This window comes from Pseudomonas sp. MAG733B (assembly GCF_036884845.1).
Taxonomy (GTDB): Bacteria; Pseudomonadota; Gammaproteobacteria; order Pseudomonadales; family Pseudomonadaceae; genus Aquipseudomonas.
Window position 1 is genome coordinate 2,897,294 of the sequence record NZ_CP145732.1, and the last position, 16,778, is coordinate 2,914,071.

19 protein-coding genes are annotated in these 16,778 nt (G+C 61.8%); all 19 read left to right on the forward strand.

Annotation, left to right across the window (positions count from 1 at the left end):
* The first annotated feature begins 108 nt into the window (after window positions 1–108).
* The 19 genes from V6Z53_RS13380 to V6Z53_RS13470 all read left to right on the forward strand — a co-directional run bounded on the left by V6Z53_RS13380 (window position 109) and on the right by V6Z53_RS13470 (window position 16,279).
* Entirely contained in the window at window positions 109–2,061 is a 1,953-nt protein-coding gene (locus tag V6Z53_RS13380; RefSeq protein ID WP_338585985.1) for a YncE family protein, read from the forward strand.
* A 12-nt stretch (window positions 2,062–2,073) separates the two neighbouring features.
* On the forward strand, window positions 2,074–2,727 hold the full coding sequence (locus V6Z53_RS13385) for an SCO family protein (protein WP_338585986.1): 654 nt from the start codon (window positions 2,074–2,076) through the stop codon (window positions 2,725–2,727).
* On the forward strand, window positions 2,724–3,359 hold the full coding sequence (locus tag V6Z53_RS13390; RefSeq protein WP_338585987.1) for an SCO family protein: 636 nt from the start codon (window positions 2,724–2,726) through the stop codon (window positions 3,357–3,359). The genes V6Z53_RS13385 and V6Z53_RS13390 overlap by 4 nt, the downstream gene beginning before the upstream one ends.
* 9 nt (window positions 3,360–3,368) lie before the next feature.
* On the forward strand, window positions 3,369–4,910 hold the full coding sequence (locus V6Z53_RS13395; RefSeq protein WP_338585988.1) for an ABC transporter substrate-binding protein: 1,542 nt from the start codon (window positions 3,369–3,371) through the stop codon (window positions 4,908–4,910).
* A 13-nt stretch (window positions 4,911–4,923) separates the two neighbouring features.
* The gene (locus V6Z53_RS13400) at window positions 4,924–5,877 is read left to right on the forward strand and encodes a peptidylprolyl isomerase (protein WP_338585989.1); all 954 of its coding nucleotides are present in this window, start codon (window positions 4,924–4,926) and stop codon (window positions 5,875–5,877) included.
* Window positions 5,878–6,099: 222 nt separating this feature from the next.
* Window positions 6,100–6,633 carry a response regulator gene (locus tag V6Z53_RS13405; protein WP_338585991.1) on the forward strand — a complete coding sequence of 178 codons (534 nt, stop codon included), beginning with the start codon at window positions 6,100–6,102 and terminating at the stop codon, window positions 6,631–6,633.
* A gap of 84 nt (window positions 6,634–6,717) precedes the next feature.
* The gene (locus tag V6Z53_RS13410) at window positions 6,718–8,424 is read left to right on the forward strand and encodes a GspE/PulE family protein (protein ID WP_338585992.1); all 1,707 of its coding nucleotides are present in this window, start codon (window positions 6,718–6,720) and stop codon (window positions 8,422–8,424) included.
* Window positions 8,405–9,208 (forward strand): hypothetical protein, encoded by an 804-nt coding sequence (locus V6Z53_RS13415; protein WP_338585993.1) that lies wholly within the window; start codon window positions 8,405–8,407, stop codon window positions 9,206–9,208. The genes V6Z53_RS13410 and V6Z53_RS13415 overlap by 20 nt, the downstream gene beginning before the upstream one ends.
* A 1-nt stretch (window position 9,209) precedes the next feature.
* Window positions 9,210–9,755 carry a PilN domain-containing protein gene (locus V6Z53_RS13420; RefSeq protein ID WP_338585994.1) on the forward strand — a complete coding sequence of 182 codons (546 nt, stop codon included), beginning with the start codon at window positions 9,210–9,212 and terminating at the stop codon, window positions 9,753–9,755.
* The gene (locus V6Z53_RS13425; RefSeq protein ID WP_338585995.1) at window positions 9,742–10,290 is read left to right on the forward strand and encodes a GspMb/PilO family protein; all 549 of its coding nucleotides are present in this window, start codon (window positions 9,742–9,744) and stop codon (window positions 10,288–10,290) included. The genes V6Z53_RS13420 and V6Z53_RS13425 overlap by 14 nt, the downstream gene beginning before the upstream one ends.
* Window positions 10,290–10,799 (forward strand): hypothetical protein, encoded by a 510-nt coding sequence (locus V6Z53_RS13430; RefSeq protein ID WP_338585996.1) that lies wholly within the window; start codon window positions 10,290–10,292, stop codon window positions 10,797–10,799. Before V6Z53_RS13425 ends, V6Z53_RS13430 begins: the two co-directional genes overlap by 1 nt.
* Window positions 10,796–12,628 carry a secretin N-terminal domain-containing protein gene (locus V6Z53_RS13435; RefSeq protein ID WP_338585998.1) on the forward strand — a complete coding sequence of 611 codons (1,833 nt, stop codon included), beginning with the start codon at window positions 10,796–10,798 and terminating at the stop codon, window positions 12,626–12,628. The genes V6Z53_RS13430 and V6Z53_RS13435 overlap by 4 nt, the downstream gene beginning before the upstream one ends.
* A gap of 2 nt (window positions 12,629–12,630) precedes the next feature.
* Window positions 12,631–13,104, forward strand: a complete 474-nt coding sequence (locus tag V6Z53_RS13440) for a type II secretion system protein (protein WP_338585999.1) — start codon at window positions 12,631–12,633, stop codon at window positions 13,102–13,104.
* 4 nt (window positions 13,105–13,108) lie between these two features.
* Window positions 13,109–13,483 (forward strand): type II secretion system protein, encoded by a 375-nt coding sequence (locus V6Z53_RS13445; protein WP_338586000.1) that lies wholly within the window; start codon window positions 13,109–13,111, stop codon window positions 13,481–13,483.
* Window positions 13,458–13,997 carry a type II secretion system protein gene (locus V6Z53_RS13450; RefSeq protein ID WP_338586001.1) on the forward strand — a complete coding sequence of 180 codons (540 nt, stop codon included), beginning with the start codon at window positions 13,458–13,460 and terminating at the stop codon, window positions 13,995–13,997. The genes V6Z53_RS13445 and V6Z53_RS13450 overlap by 26 nt, the downstream gene beginning before the upstream one ends.
* Complete coding sequence (gene csgE, locus V6Z53_RS13455) at window positions 13,994–14,377, forward strand: curli production assembly/transport protein CsgE (protein ID WP_338586002.1); 384 nt, start codon at window positions 13,994–13,996, stop codon at window positions 14,375–14,377. Before V6Z53_RS13450 ends, csgE begins: the two co-directional genes overlap by 4 nt.
* Window positions 14,374–14,793, forward strand: coding sequence for a curli assembly protein CsgF (locus V6Z53_RS13460; RefSeq protein WP_338586003.1), 420 nt, complete (start codon window positions 14,374–14,376; stop codon window positions 14,791–14,793). The genes csgE and V6Z53_RS13460 overlap by 4 nt, the downstream gene beginning before the upstream one ends.
* Before the next feature lie 30 nt (window positions 14,794–14,823).
* Window positions 14,824–15,720, forward strand: a complete 897-nt coding sequence (locus tag V6Z53_RS13465) for a CsgG/HfaB family protein (protein WP_338586004.1) — start codon at window positions 14,824–14,826, stop codon at window positions 15,718–15,720.
* A 427-nt stretch (window positions 15,721–16,147) separates the two neighbouring features.
* Complete coding sequence (locus tag V6Z53_RS13470; RefSeq protein WP_338586005.1) at window positions 16,148–16,279, forward strand: hypothetical protein; 132 nt, start codon at window positions 16,148–16,150, stop codon at window positions 16,277–16,279.
* Window positions 16,280–16,778: the final 499 nt, after the last annotated feature.

Consider the following 16,778-nt stretch of genomic DNA (forward strand, 5'->3'; position numbering starts at 1 on the left):
GACTGCAAAAGTTTTGGGGCCGCTGCGCAGCCCAGCGGGAGCAAGCTCCCTCGCCACAAAGGTAGGCATGCTGGATAGGCAGACACAGATCTGAAGGGGAGTTTTGCCATGAACAGGACCATCACATTCGCCAGTTGTGCGCTCGTCGTCGCAGGGGCGTTGATCTGGCTCGGGGTATCGCGCACATCGCCGCCGACCTTGCTCAACCAAGTGGCGCTGCCCAACACCTGGACCGGCCAGACCCTTGAGCGCGATGGCGTGTCCGTGGCGCTCGATGTGAAGGCGCTGGCCGAGGACGGCGTGCTGCGTGAGGGTGAGTTCGCCGACGTGCAATTTCGCGTCACCGACAAGACTTCCGGACAACCGCTGTCGGGTATTGCACCCGGCGCCTGGGTGGACCCGGAAACCGTCGCCGCCGACAAGGCCCAGGGTCGCGATCAAAGCTGCAAAGCCCGGGTCGGGGTGTTCCTCAAATCAAGCATCGGCGCGCGGCCGTTGCTCGATCTCAACAGCTATTTCGTGTTGGTGATGAACCGCGATGCCAGCGTTTCGGTGGTGGACCCGTCGGTGTCGGTGGGCGGCATCACCAGCACCATGACGCGGATCGACATCAAGCAAGCGCCGATGGACTGGGTCACCCCGCGCGATAACAAACGTGTGTTCGTGTCGATGCCGACCGCGGGTGAAGTCGCGGTGATCGACACCGAACAATTCAAGTTGCTTGATTCGGTCGCGGCCGGCAGCAACCCGGTGCGCGTGGCTTTGCAACCGGACGAGCGCCTGCTGTGGGTCGGCAACAACGCCAAGGATGCGGAGCAATCCGGGGTCACCGTCATCGACACCCGCAGCCTGAAAACCCTCAAGCACCTGGCCACCGGCGGCGGCCACCACGAGATCGCCTTCAGCAAGGACAGCCGCTTTGCCTTCGTCACCAACCGCGACGACGGCACGGTGAGCATCATCGATGTCGCCAGCCTGACTCTGCTCAAACAGCTCAAGACCGGTTCGCACCCGTTGTCGGTGGTGTATTCGCCGCTGTCCGGGGCGGCGTATGTGGCCGATGGCAAGGACGGCACGGTGACGGTGGTCGACGCGGCGAGCCAGTCGGTGCGACGGGTGATCAAGCTGAAACAGGGCCTCGGCCCGATGGGCTTCAGCGCCGACGGGCGTTTCGGCATCGTGCTCAATACCCTGGAGAACCAGGCTTCAGTGATCGACGCGGCCAACGATGCGCTGATCCATGAACTGGACGTGTCCGCCGAACCCTACCAAGTGGTGTTCACCAAGGCCTATGCCTACATTCGCGGGCTGGCCTCGTCCAAGGTGACGATGATCAACCTGTCGTCCCTCGGTGAAGGCCGCAAGCCGATTACCCAGGGTTTCGAAGCCGGAACCAAGGCCCCACGGCTGGCCGGCGACCTGCCGCTGGCATCGAGCCTGGCGGTGTCGCGGGACGACAACGCGGTGTTTGTGGTCAACCCGACCGACAATACCACTTACTTCTACGCCGAAGGCATGAACGCGCCGATGTCCGGCTACCCCAATCGCGGGCAAGTGGCGCGGGCAGCGCTGGTCATCGACCGCAGCCTGCGCGAAGTCGAGCCGGGGCTGTACAGCGCGCGGATCAAACTGCCGACGGCGGGGCGGTTCGACGTGGCGTTCCTGCTCAACCAGCCGAACATCATCCATTGCTTCAGCACCGTGGTTGAGACGAACCCGAATGTCGCGCAAGTGGTCGGCACGCCGAAAGTCGAGTTCATGCTCGACAAGTCCACGGCCGCATTGGGCAGCCCGTACGTAGTGCGTTTTCGCATCGTCCAGGGCAAGCAGAAAACCCAGCGCAGCGGGGTCAAGGACGTTCAGGTGCGCTACTTCCTGGCGCCATCCTCCCGGCCTCAGGCAGTCGCGGCACTGGACGTCGGCAACGGCGTTTATGAAGCCCCGGTAACGCTTGACCAGAAAGGCGCCTGGTACCTGCACGTCCGTGCGGCGTCGTTGGGTGCGGATTTCGGCGACCAGACATTTGCCAGCGTTCGGGTGCTGCCCGGCGAAACTCATTGAGAGGACATCGATATGAAGCGATTTGCACACCGTGGACTGCTGACTCTGTGTCTGTTGGCGGTTGGTATCGGCCAGGTTCTGGCTCATTCAACCGATGAGCACGCCGGCCACACCCCGGCGAAAAGTGCCAGTTCGGAAAGCGCCCAGGTCAAGTTCGCCGACGTGGCGTTGGTGGACCAGAACGGCAAGACCGTACGCCTGGAAAAAGACCTGGTCAGCAACAAGATCGTGGTCATGAGCTTCATCTACACCAGTTGCACCACGGTGTGCCCGGTGGTGTCGTCGATCATGGGCAAGGTGCAGAAACAGCTGGGCGCACGGGTCGGCACCGAAGTGCAACTGGTGTCGATCAGCATCGACCCGCAACGCGACGACGCCAAGCGCCTGAACGACTACGCCCGCACCTTCCAGAACGGCCCGGGCTGGAGCTGGCTCACCGGTTCGCCGCAGTCGGTCAACGAAACGCTCAAGGGCCTTGGCAGCTTCAGCGGCGACTTCAAGAACCACCAGCCGCTGATCCTCGTGGGCGACGGCAACAGCCGCCACTGGACTCGCTACTACGGCTTCACCGACCCGATGGTGCTCAGCCGTGAAGTCGAGAAACTCAGCGGCCAGCGCAACGCCCACGCCAAGCACACTGCCATCGCCATGGAGCATCAACCATGAAAGCGCTCGCCCTGATCTTCCTGACGATGTGCTTCTGCATCATCAGTTTCCTGGCCTTTTCCCATGAGCAGCATGAGCAAGCGGCGCCTGCCACAGCGCCGGCAGCGGTCGCAGCGGCGCAACCGGCGGGCGGAACGCGTGATGCCAAAACCTGGTTCACCGACACGCCGTTGCAGGACCAGAACGGCAATACCCTGCGTTTCTACAGCGACGCGTTGCAGAACCGCGTGGTGCTGCTCAATGTGATTTTCACCAGTTGCACCGATGCCTGCCCGTTGATCACCCAAAAGCTCAAGGAAGTTCGTGAAGTGCTGGGCGACAAGGCGGACGGCATCACCTTTATCTCCCTTACCAGTGATCCGCAGCGGGATACTCCTGCGGTACTCAAGGCTTACACCTTGAAGCAGGGCGTCGATGGGCCCCACTGGCTTTTTCTTACCGGCGACAAAGCGCAAATGGACGTGGTCCTGGCCCGCATCGGCCAGATCATTCCGTCCCCCGAGCAGCACTCCACGCAGTTGATTGTTGGCGATGTGGCCAACAAACGCTGGAGCAAAATCCGTCCCGACGCCCCGGCCGCCGCCATTGCCCAGCGCTTGCAGTTGCTGACAATGCCCGTGGCTGGCCGCTGAGTCCGCACCATGAAAATCGCCCTGATCCTCGGCCTGCTCGTGCTCAGCCTGACTGCCCAGGCCCTGCCGCTGAGCCCCAGCGAAAGCGCCGGCAAACGCCTGTACCGCGAGGGCGTGTCAGCCAGTGGTGAGCCGATCATGGCGCGGATCGGGGCGGCGGGCACTGTGCTGCCGGCCACCAGCCTGCCGTGTGCCAACTGCCACGGCGCCGATGGGCTCGGGCGTCCCGAGGGCGGGGTGCGACCACCGGACCTGACCTGGTCGCGGCTGACCAGCACCTATGGCCAGCAGCAGATCAACGGGCGCACTTACCCGGCGTATACCGACGGCACTTTGGCCAGGGCGGTGCAGGAGGGGCGCGATCCCGGCAACAATCGACTCGACCCGGCCATGCCGAAGTTCGTGCTGTCGATGAACGATCAACGCAACCTCACGGCGTACCTCAAGCGCCTGGCCGATGACCGTGATCCGGGCCTGAGCCCCGACAGCCTGCATCTGGGCACATTGCTGCCGAGTACCGGGGCGTTGAGCGAGGAGGGCGTCACGGTGGCGGCGGTGCTAAGGGGGTGTATCGCGCGCATCAATGAGGCGGGCGGGATTCATGGCCGGCAGTTGCGCCTGACCATTCTCGATCCCGGTCCGGATCGGGCCAGCGCCGAGCAGGCACTGAGCCAACTGATCGAACAGGAACAGGTGTTCGCCCTGATCGCTCCGCTGGTGCCGGTGCTCGACTCGGAGTTGGCGCCGCGCCTGGAGCAGGCCGGTGTGCCTTTGATCGGACCTTTGTCATTGCAAGGCACGAACCCGATCAGCCGGCAGATTTTCGAACCGTTGCCGGGGCTGCGCGAGCAGATGATTGCCCTGGCCAACTATGCGGCCGCGAGCCTGCGAGTGTTGCAGGGGCCGACGCTGATCGCCTACCCGGACGAGCCCGGCCAGCGGCTGGCAGCAGAGAATCTCGCCAAGTACCTGCAAGACAACGCCTGGCAGAAAGTCCGTCTGCAAATCTATCAATCGGCGCAGGACGAATTGCCGTTGGGTTCGCGCTCGGTGTTTTACCTGGGCAATAGCGGCGGTTTCAGTCACCTGGCCGAGCGATTGAACACAGCGGGGCAGGTGCCTTACCTGTTTGCCGCATCGAATCAGGTGGCGGGTGATTTGCTGCAAGTGCCCAGTGGTTTTTCGCGACGGGTGTTCCTCGCGTATCCGTTCGTGCCCAGTGACTGGACGATCGCCGGTCGCCTGGCCTTGACCCAGTTGCGCGAACGCCAGCGACTCGGTGGCGAGCACGCGGTCCTGCAAGTCGGCGCGTTCAGTTCGATGATGCTGCTCAGCGAAGGCATGAAGCAGTCCGGGCGCGATGCCAGCCGCGAGAAACTGGTCAACGCGCTGGAAGGCCTGCATGACTTCGATACCGGCCTGACCCCGCTGATCAGCTTCGGACCGGGCCGCCGCCAGGGCCTGAGCGGTGCCCATGTGGTCACGGTGGACCTGCCCGACCAGCGTTTCTATCTGGTTGCCCCTTATAAACCCATTGCCGCCATGCCCTGACCGGAGGCCGAACATGAAACTCAACACTGTGCTGATCCTGTTGACGTTATGGGTGCCCGCTGCGTTTTGCAGCAATGGCCAGGTGGCGGCGCGGGTCAATGGCGAGGAAATTTCGCAGATGCGCCTCGAGCGTTATTTCGCCGAATACCTGGAAGACCAGGGCCGGGCAGTCGCCAGCATCCGCAGCCCCAGCGCGTACAAGCAGTTGCGCAAGGCGGCACTGGACGCCTTGATCGACAAGGAGCTGCTCTGGCAGGAAGCGGTCAAGCGCGGCGTGGTGATCAGCGATGCCACGGTGCAAAGCCAGGTCGACCAGACCCGTCAGGCGATGGGCGGCGCGCAAGTGTTCGCCCGGCGCCTGGAAGACGCCGGTTTCGATGAGGCGGCCTACATCGAATACACCCGCCGTGACCTGACGGCCCAGCAGATGTTTGCCGAACTGACCAAGGTCACCGAGCCGGACGAAAAACAGGTGCGGGCGTTTTTCGAAGAGCACCGCGCCGAGATGAAGAGGCCCGAGGAGATCCAGGTCAGGCATATCCTGATCAAAGTGCCTCAGGGCGCGGAGGCTTCCACTGTTTCATCCGCGAGACTACGCTTGGAGGCAATGCGTACGCGTATCGCTCAGGGCGAGGACTTTGCCAGCGTCGCCCGGAGCGGTTCCGAGGACGTTTCGGCCAGCCAGGGCGGTGATTTGGGCTATTTTCCACGGGGTCGCATGCTGCCGGAGTTCGACGCGGCAGCCTTTGCCCTGGCGCCCGGCGCGGTCAGTGAACCGGTGCGCACGGCGGTGGGATGGCATTTGATTTATTTACAGAACCGAATGGAGGCAGCCGATGTCACAGAGGAGCAAGGACTTGACATGGTTCGGGCTTACCTTGCCCGACAGAAACAGGTTCAGGCGCGTCTACAGGTTCTGGCGCAGCTGCGTTCCAGCAATCGGATCGAACGGATTGACGACGATTGAGCATTCCCCCAAAAGTGGGGAAAAGCATCAATCCACATCCGATCGGTTTTCCCCGCTTTTGGGGGGTGGGGTATGTGGACGAAAAGGCATTGCTTTTAAATTCAAGGACATGAATACATAAAATTACCGGCGCTCAGCCTGGCATGAAGTGTGCGTTAGACCTCGTAAGGCGCGCACTCCGCCAGGTTCGGTATTCGGACCTGCGGTTTCAAGGAGTCCACCTTGTTAAACAAAGTACTGGTTGTTGACGACGAACAACTTCTTGCAGAAAACCTCCAGGGTTACCTGCAGGCGCAAGAGTTGGACGTCCGGATTGCTCACGACGGTGCGCAAGGAATCGTTGAAGCTAACGATTTCGCACCCGATGTGATGGTGTTCGATTACCGCTTGCCCGATATGGAAGGCTTTCAGGTGCTCGATGCCGTCCGCCAGAACAGGAATTGTCATTTTGTGCTGATCACAGGGCACCCCACCGCAGAGGTTTGCGAAAGGGCCCGGCAACTGGGAGTCAGCCACATCCTGTTCAAACCGTTTCCGTTGGCGGAATTGGCCCGGGCAGTGCTGGATCTTCTAGGGAAACAGCGCGAACCCAGAGCGGGCATGAGCACATCCGAAGGATTCGTCGAACGACGCCAGAGCAGGACCGAAAATTTCCCGCTGCAGTTGTACGACGGTAGTTGGGTGCTTGCAGATCGCCGACGAAGTACCACGGCCTCCACAGCGCCAGACGACGAACAATTGCTCACCGGGGAGTAGTGGCGCGACAAGACGTTCCGGCCCCCGCCGAAATAGCTCGCCGCGCCGACAGGGCTCAAAGCCCCGGGCGTTGGAGAGCAAGCCATGGACCGTCTATCACTTGTCGTCGATGCTGTGCCGCTGGACTGTGTACCGACCCGGTTTACCAGTGAGCAATTGGCTCAGGCGCGGTCGCTGGCCGCCACTTCCGGCGAGCGGGTTCTGCAAGCCCTCGGTGAGCTCTGCGAACTGGCCCCCATGCCCTTCATCCAGTGCCTGGGCGCTACCCTGCATTACCCGGTGCTCGACACCGACAGCCTGTTTCAAGCCACGCCGGTTTTCGATCGGGTCACCCTGGCCCAATGCCTCAAGCGCGAATTCACCCTGCTGCGTCACGACGACGCGGTCATCGGCGTGTTCGCCGACCCCTTCGACACGGCCCGTCTGGCCTGGATCGACGATTGCCTGCACGGCGCGCCGTTGTACCTGGTGCACGCCGACGACCTGAAAGCCTACCTGGCCCGCCACGAAGAAAGCTTCCACGCGGTGGAGTCGCTCAACGCCCAGTCTGACGGCAGCACCGAAATCGATACCCTGCAAAGCCTGTCCTTGACCAGCATCAGCGAAGACTCCAGCGTCGTTGTGAAGCTGGTCAACTCGACCCTGTACGACGCCTTGAAAATGCACGCCAGCGACATTCACCTGGGCACCACCGGCAGCGGTCTGGTGATCAAGTACCGCATCGATGGCGTGCTCAACAACATCAGCAAGATCCAGGGCAACGAGTTCGCCGAACAGGTGATTTCCCGGGTCAAGGTCATGGCCGAACTGGACATCGGCGAAAAACGCGTGCCCCAGGATGGTCGCTTCAAGATCGGCATCAGCGGCCGGCAGATCGACTTCCGGGTGTCGATCATGCCGAGCATTTTCGGTGAAGACGCCGTGCTGCGGGTGCTCGACAAACAGGACCTCGCCGACAAGGTCTGCGGTGTGCAATTGCAGGCCCTGGGCTTCGAAGAAGAAACCCTGCGCCAACTGCGCCGCCTGGCCGCCGAACCCTACGGCATGGTGCTGGTCACCGGCCCCACCGGTAGCGGCAAGACCACCACGCTGTACGCGATGATCACCGAAATCAATCACGGCGTGGACAAGATCATCACCATCGAAGACCCGGTCGAATACCAACTGCCGGGCGTGCTGCAAATCCCGGTCAACGAAAAGAAAGGCCTGACCTTCGCCCGTGGCCTGCGCTCGATCCTGCGTCACGACCCGGACAAAATCATGGTCGGTGAAATCCGTGATCCGGACACCGCACAGATCGCCGTGCAATCGGCACTCACCGGTCACCTGGTGTTCACCACCATTCACGCCAACAACGTGTTCGACGTGATCGGCCGTTTCACCCAGATGGAAATCGACCCTTACAGCCTGGTCTCCGCGCTCAACGCGGTACTCGCCCAGCGCTTGATTCGCCTGGTCTGCGTCAGCTGCAGCGCCCCTTACACGCCGAACGAAGAAGAGCTGGAAGCCTCCGGCCTCGATCCGCAAAACGTCGCGCACTACCAGTTCGTGCATGGCAAGGGCTGCGGCCATTGCCGTGGCACCGGTTACCGCGGGCGCAGTGCGATTGCCGAGCTGCTGCACCTGGATGATGAGCTGCGGCAAATGATCGTCGAGCGCCAACCCATTTCGAAAATCAAGGCCCACGCCTGCAAACGTGGCTTGCGCCTGTTGCGCGAATCCGCGCTGGAACTGGTGCAACAAGGCCGGACCACTCTCGAGGAGATCAATCGTGTCACTTTTATCTCGTGAGCAATTTGTCGCCGTCCTCGGCGCCAGTGGTGTCGGCCTCGGCCAGCGCAAGGGCAGTCAAACCCTGTGGCTGGGTAGCGTCGGCTACATCGACGAAGGCTTTCAGGCCTGGACCGTGGCCCTGGAAACCCTCGACCGTTTGCTGGGCGAACATGCCCGCGCCGGTGCGGAATTGACCGTGGTGATCTCCGGGCACTTCAGCCGCTTTTGCCTGGTGCCCTGGAGCGAGCAGATCAGCAGCCCCGAAGAACTGCGCGGGTTTGCCCAACTGTGCTTCGAAGACCTCTATGGTGTCCCGAGTCAACCCTGGAACCTGGTGCTCTCGGCCGAACCTGCCGGCTACGACCGGGTCGCCACGGCGCTGCCGCAAGACCTGCTGGAACGCCTGCGGACTCTGGTCACGGGGCGTGGCTTGCGCCTGCGTTCGGTGCAGCCGTACCTGATGGCGGCCTTCAACCACTTCGATAAAAGCTTCGACGCCGGAGATTTCCTCTTCGTGGTCGCCGAGCCGGTGCGCAGTGTGATGCTGGTGGCGCGCGAAGGTCGCTGGGCGGCGGTGCGTTCGGTGGGCAGCAGCGACAGCGATGCCGCGCTGACCGCGCTGATCGGCCGCGAAAGCCAGTTGCAGGCGTCCACCAGCGAACGGCCACTGAATGTTTACCTGCACGCCCCGGCGCGCATCGACTCGCACCCGGACGTTCCCGGTGTGCACCTGCGGACCCTTGAAGAGGACCGGACAGCCGTACACGATTGCCTGTACGTCATGTCCCGGGCGGTGGCCTGACATGCGCGCCCTGATGCTCGACTTTCAGCCACGCCGCCGCTCGACGCCTCTGGGCTGGAGCCTGCTGGCCGCAGGCGTGATGCTGGCGCTGACCTGCATGGTGATTCAGCAACACCTCAGCGGGGAGGCCGAACAACAGCAAGGTCACCTGCAAACCGCGCAACGGGTGCTCACCGGCGACACCGGCAGCAAGGTCAGCCTGACCCCGGCGGAAACCCGCGAACAGGCACAGAACCTGGCCGAGATGCGCAAGGTCTCGCAGCAATTGCGCCGCCCTTGGGAACGCCTGTTCGCCACGCTCGAATCCATGCAACGCGACAACATTGCCTTGCTGACCCTGACCCCGGATGCCCGCAAAGGCCAGGTGCGGATCAGTGCCGAGGCGCGGGACCTGGACGCCATGCTCGACTTCCACCGCCGCCTCGAAGCCAGCGACGAGCTGTCCGATGTGTCGCTGCTCAGCCACGAAATCGTCGCCAACGTGCCGGAACACCCGGTGCAATTCAACTTGTCGGCTACCTGGGAGATTGGCGATGCAAATCCCTAGATTGATCGTCCACGAATACCTGCAAAGCCTCGGCGTTCCGGGCCTGGCAGGGTTGGCGGTGCTGGTTGTGGCACTGACTTACGGCCTGGCCGGTTTGCTGCCGGACTGGCAATCGTTGCAGCACCTGAGCCAGCAGACCCGCGAAGCCAGCGAGTACCTGGCCAAGGTCGAAGACGGCACCGTGGCCGCGCCAGTGGTACCGCAGCGCCAGCTCGATGATTTCCGCAGCAAGTTGCCGTCCCAGCCGCAGGCCACCGTGGCCATCGACAAGATCTACGCGCTGGCCGCTCAGGAGCGCATCACCCTGGCGCGAGGCGAGTACTCGCTGGGCATCGATCCGAAAACGCACCTGGCCCGTTATCAGATTCTGCTGCCGGTGCGTGGCAGCTACCCGCAACTGCGGCGCTTCCTGCACGCCTTGCTCGGCCAGTTGCCGGCGGTGGTGGTGGAGGACGTGGAGTTCCAGCGCAAGAAGATCGCCGACACCGACCTCACCGGCCGGATCCGCATGACCCTTTACCTGTCGAGGTCATGATGAATACCAAACGCGTAGTGGGTTGGGTGGCGTTCTTCGGTGTTGCGGCGGCGCTGATCTGGTTGCCCGATTACTTCAAGCAGGCCGATGACAGTGACGTGGAAGTCGCCGCCGTCGCCACGCCTGCCAAAGGCAAGACGTCGTCGGCCGCCAAAGCCGCCGCAGCGGTAGCGCCGATCAAGGACCTGAGCCCGGCCGGCGACCTGTTCGCCGCCCGCAGCTGGAAGGCTGCGCCAACGCTTGCCAGCGTCACCGAACAACCCGTCAACGTTGCTCCAGTCGTGCAGGCCCCCACTGCACCGCCGATGCCTTTCCAGTTCATTGGCCGCATGGATGACCGCACCGATCTGCAAGTGTTCTTGCAGAGCGGCGAAAAGATCTACGTCGTGCGCAAAGGGGATGTGATCGACGAAACATGGAAGATCGAGGGGATTTCCGATCTGGAACTGAGCCTGGTCTATTTGCCTCTGCATTTGTCCCAGACGTTGTCTGTGGGGAGCGCGCAATGAACAAGTCCCGTTTGCTGATGAGCCTGTGCCTTTGTGCAGGGCTGGCCGCATGCAGCTCGGCGCAGGTCGCCAAGGAAGAAGCCTCTGACCTGATCGAACAGGGTCAGTATGAAGCCGGGCTGGCCCGGATCGAGGAAGGGTTGCGCGAAAACCCTCGCGACACCGAACTGCACATTGCCCTCAACACCGCCCGTGCCCGCGCGATCACCGCGCTGCTGACCCAGGCTGAGATGGACCGCGCCCAGCGCGATTTCGCTTCGGCGCGCATGGGTTACGGACGGGTGCTGACCATCGAGCCGAACAACCGCCGCGCCCAGGACGCCATGCGTCAACTGGAACATATGCGCAGCCTCGATGAAAAACTCGAACTGGCCCGTGGCGATCTGCGCCGGGGCGACATCTACGGGTCCGAGCGCCAAGTGCGGCAGATCCTCGAACTGGACCCGAACAACGAAGGCGCGCTGGAACTGCAAGGCAACATTCGCCTGGTGCAGAGTCGCAACGTGATTCCTTATCCACAACTGCGCACTCGCCTCGACAAACCGGTGACCCTGGAATTTCGCGACGCCAACCTGAAAACCATTTTCGAAGTGCTGTCCCAGGTTGCCGGTTTGAACTTCATCTTCGACAAGGACCTGCGCCCGGACATGAAAGCCACGATCTTCGTGCGTGACGTGCGCATCGAAGACGCCGTGGAACTGCTGCTGCAACAGAACCAGTTGCACCAGAAAGTGGTGAACGAAAACACCTTGCTGATCTACCCGGACTCGCCGCAGAAGCTCAAGGATTATCAAGAGCTGGTGATGCGCACCTTCTACCTGACCAGCATCGATGCCAACACCGCGCTGAACATGATCAAGACCATGCTCAAGACCCGCGACGTGTTCGTCGATGAACGCCTAAACACCCTGACCATGCGCGACACCGGCGACGCCGTGCGCATGGCCGAGAAACTCCTGCAATCGCAAGACCAGTCCAACCCTGAAGTGGTGCTGGAAGTGGAAGTGATGGAAGTCGCCACCCAGCGGATTCTCGACCTGGGCCTGCAATGGCCGAACACCTTCGGTGTGGTCAACAGCGATGGTTCGGCGGTGACCATTCTCGATCAGCTCAAAGGCATCAACTCCAGCCGGATCACCATTTCGCCGTCGCCACAGGCCAAGATCAACGCGCAGGACAAAGACATCAACACCCTGGCCAGCCCGGTGATCCGCGTCAGCAACCGCGAGCAGGCGCGCATCCACATCGGTCAGCGCGTGCCGATCATCAGCGCCACTTCGGTGCCGTCGACTCAGGGACCGGTGATCACCGAAAGCGTGACTTACCTCGATGTCGGTTTGAAACTGGAAGTGCAGCCAACCGTGCACCTGAACAACGAAGTGGCGATCAAAGTGGCGCTGGAAGTCAGCAACGCCACACCGCTGGAACCGACCCGCCAGGGCACGATTCCGGTCCAGGTCGATACCCGCAACGCGCAAACCACCTTGCGCCTGCACGACGGCGAAACCCAGATCCTTGCCGGCCTGATGCGCAACGACCATGGCAGCACCGGCAACAAGATTCCTGGCCTGGGTGACATTCCCGGCCTGGGACGGTTGTTCGGCAGCAACAAGGACGACGTCAGCAAATCCGAGCTGGTGTTGTCGATCACGCCACGGATCGTGCGCAACCTGCCGTACCAGAGCCCGTCGGACATGGAGTTCCCTACCGGCACCGAGACCAGCATGCACATCCAGGCGCCGGATCGCTCGAAGGTCGAAGTCGAAGAGGTTCGGGCCAATGGCATGAGCGCACCGATCGCTACCACCGTTACCGTCGGGAAGCCTTGATCATGAACGCCTCGCAACGCGGTTTTACCTTGATCGAAGTCGTGGTGACGCTGTCTCTGATCGGCCTGCTGGCCGGCATGGCTGCGCCGCTGACCGAGACCGTGGTGCGCCGGGGCAAAGAGCAGGAACTGCGTACTTCGCTGTACCAGATCCGCGATGCCATCGACGCCTACAAACGGGCATTCGATGCGGGCTACATCGAGAAGTCGCTGAACAGCAGCGGCTACCCGCCGAACCTGCAAGTGCTGGTCGAAGGCGTTCGTGACGTACGCAGTGCCAAGGGTGCCAAGTTCTTTTTCCTGCGGCGCGTGCCTCACGACCCGCTGGCGGCGGTCAAGCGTGATGACGAAGGCGGCTGGGGCTTGCGCTCCTACGACAGCACCGCTGAAAACCCGCGGGATGGGCAGGACGTCTTTGACGTTTATTCCAAGGCCCGCGGCAAAGGCCTCAACGGCATCGCCTACCGGGAGTGGTGAGCATATGCGTCGGGAAAAGGGTTTTACCCTACTGGAACTGATGGTGGTCATGGCAATCATCGCGACGCTGATGACCATCGCCTTGCCGCGCTATTTCAACAGCCTGGAGGCCTCGAAAGAGACCACCTTGCGCCAGAGCCTGTCGGCGATGCGCGAAGCACTGGACCACTACTACGGCGACACCGGGCGTTATCCCGATTCCATCGAACAACTGGTCGAGCAGCGTTACCTGCGCAACCCACCGATGGACCCGATTTCCGAACGCAAGGACGCCTGGGTCATGGTTGCACCGCCTGAAGGCGTGGCCGGCGGCGTTGCCGATATCAAGAGCGGTGCCACAGGGAGGGCGCGTGATGGCAGCCTTTATTCCGAGTGGTAAGCCTGCATCAGAGGACGGCTTCACCTACCTGGGTGTGCTGTTCCTGATCATGGTGATGGGCATGGGCCTGGCCAGTGCCGGCGAGTTGTGGTCCACCGCCTCGCGCCGTGACCGCGAACGCCAGTTGCTGTGGGTCGGCACTCAATACGCCCAGGCGCTGCGCAGCTACTACCGCAGTTCGCCCGGCTTGGCCCAGTACCCGAAAGAACTGGCCGACCTGCTGCAGGACGAGCGTTTTCCGAATGCCAAGCACCACCTCCGCCAGCTGTACCCGGACCCGATTGGCGGCGGCGAATGGTTCCTGATGCGCGGCTTCGACGGACGCATCACCGGCCTCAGCAGCCCGTCCACCGACAAGCCGCTGAAGCAGGCGGACTTTCCCACTCAATGGTCGGATTTCAACGGCATGGCCAGCTACAAGGACTGGCAGTTCGTAGCCGAGAAAGCCTTCCTCGATGGCGCATCAGGCCCGGTCAAAGGCCCGTCGCAATCGCCACAGGCGGTGCAGCCATGAACCGCTTCTGCCTGGCGTTGATCCTGGTGTTGAGCACTTCGGTGGCCGCCGAAGAAGACGAAATGCTCGGGTTCATCATCGACGACACGATCTCGCACATCGGCCACGACTTTTACTACTCGTTCAGTGAACGCCTGCGGGCCACCAGCCCGATGGATTTCAACCTGGTGGTACGCGAACGACCTTCGGCTCGCTGGGGCAGCCTGGTGACCGTGGAATTTCAACAACGTTTGGTTTACCGGCGTTTCCTGCCGCCGAACACCGTGGAGCTCAAGGACGAGGCTTATGACGCCGCCGACTGGGTACGCGGGCAGATTGTCCAGCGCAAGCTGGAAGCCTTGTTGCAGGACACCACGGACCTTGAGAGGGACGAACTATGAAAACGAAAACGTTCTTGCAGCGCACCGGTTTGTGCTTGCTCGGGCTGGGCAGCTTCGGCCTGGTCCAGGCCACGGAGCTGGTCTACACGCCCATCAACCCCTCGTTTGGCGGCAACCCGTTGAACGGCACCTGGCTGCTCAACAACGCCCAGGCGCAGAACGACTATGACGATCCGGACTTGAAGGACCGCGCCACGCTGACCGGGACCTCGGCCCTGGAGCGCTTCAGCAGCCAGTTGCAATCGCGATTGCTGGGGCAACTGCTGGACAACATCTCCACCGGCAATACCGGGAGCCTGTCTACAGACGCTTTCATCGTCAACGTCCTCGACGACTCAGGGCAACTGACGATTCAAGTGACCGACCGAGCGACCGGTGAAGTGTCGGAAATCAAGGTTAATGGCCTGGCCCCTTGAGGGGATTTTGGCTGACGGGGAGCAACGGACATGAAAAAGATAATTTTGCTAGGGATGCTGTTGGCAGCACTTCAAGGCTGCAGCCTGCGCGAGCCGATCGGGGCCGAGCAGGACACCGAAACCCCGACCCTGACACCACGGGCGTCGACCTATTACGACTTGATCAACATGCCGCGACCCAAGGGTCGGTTGATGGCGGTGGTGTATGGCTTCCGTGACCAGACCGGACAGTACAAACCGACGCCCGCCAGCTCGTTTTCCACCAGCGTCACCCAGGGCGCGGCGAGCATGCTGATGGACGCGATGCAGGCCAGCGGCTGGTTCGTGGTGCTGGAACGTGAAGGGCTGCAGAACCTGCTGACCGAGCGCAAGATCATCCGCGCCTCGCAGAAAAAGCCCAATACCCCGATGAATATCCAGGGTGAACTGCCACCGCTGCAAGCGGCGAACATGATGCTCGAAGGCGGGATCATCGCCTACGACACCAACGTGAAAAGCGGCGGGGAAGGGGCACGCTACCTGGGTATCGACATCTCTCGCGAGTATCGCGTGGACCAGGTCACCGTGAACCTGCGGGCAGTGGACGTGCGCAGCGGCCAGATACTCGCCAACGTGATGACCAGCAAGACCATCTACTCCGTGGGCCGCAGTGCCGGCGTGTTCAAGTTCATCGAGTTCAAGAAGTTGCTCGAAGCCGAAGTCGGCTACACCACTAACGAACCGGCGCAGTTGTGTGTGTTGTCGGCGATCGAATCGGCGGTGGGGCATTTGCTGGCGCAGGGGATCGAGCGGCGTTTGTGGCAGGTGGCGGGGGACAATTCGGTGTCTACGCAGAACGAGACGCTGGACCGGTATTTGACTCAGGCCAAAGTGGTGCCTGAGGGGTCGGAGTCGGGTTCAGGGTCGGGTTCTAGTTCGGATGAGTGAACCGAGGCGGCCTTCGGGCCGACCTGGTTCTTGCGGATTTCGTTATTCCCTGTGGGAGCCAGCCTGCTGGCGATGGCGGCCTGATAGCCGATCGGGATTTTGTTGACCGTGTACATATCCATTTCTGCGGTAACGGCGGCTTATGGTTTCGCCCTTACGGCGAGTCCCTTTGGCAAACGCCCCAAAGGAACCAAAGGTCTCGCCCCGAACGTACGGCCCCTCGCTAAGGCTCGGGGTTCCTTCGCTCCGGTATTCATCCGGGGACACTGCCCTCCGGTCTGCTTCGCGACGACCTACATGCAGCGTGTTCGACTGCGTCGAACGGCGCTGCGCGCCACTCCCCGGATAAACACCTCCACTCAGCCTTCCGAGGGGGCGGGTGGATCAAGATCAAGAGCGGCAGGCGAGCTAACGCTCGGCCTGTTGAGTGGTTAAGAGCGACGGCGTAGGTTGTTTTGCCTTTGCCTTTGCCTTTGCCTTTGCCTTTGCCTTTGCCTTTGCCTTTGCCTTTGCCTTTGCCTTTGCCTTTGCCTTTGCCTTTGTCTTTGCTTCTCTGTAGGAGCAAGGCTTGCCCGCGATGACGGCCTCACAACCAACCAATATCTTTCAGATGCACCCAATCCAACTGTGGGAGCCAGCCTGCTGGCGATGGCGGCCTCACAGCCAACCAATCCCTTTCAGATGGACCCAATCCAACTGTAGGAGCCAGCCTGCTGGCGATGGCGGCCTGCCAGCCAACCAATCCCTCTCAGATGCACCCAATTCAACTGTAGGAGCGAGCCTGCTCGCGATGGCGGTGTGTCATTCAGCAGTGATGTTGTCTGACACACCGCATCGCGAGCTGGCTCGCTCCTACAGGGATTTTTGGTGGGCCTCGGAGGCGTGTTTAAAAGCCGTCGGCGTATCTTCCTGAAAGCTACATCACCTTGCGTCGTTGCCTACAACTACGCCAGAATCCGCCGGCTTGTGCGCCTTGTCCCTGGTCTTTATCGTTCCCGTGTCGCTGGCAATTCAGCGATCGGGTTTAGCAGCTCGGTAAATTTCAAGGCTCGCCAGTG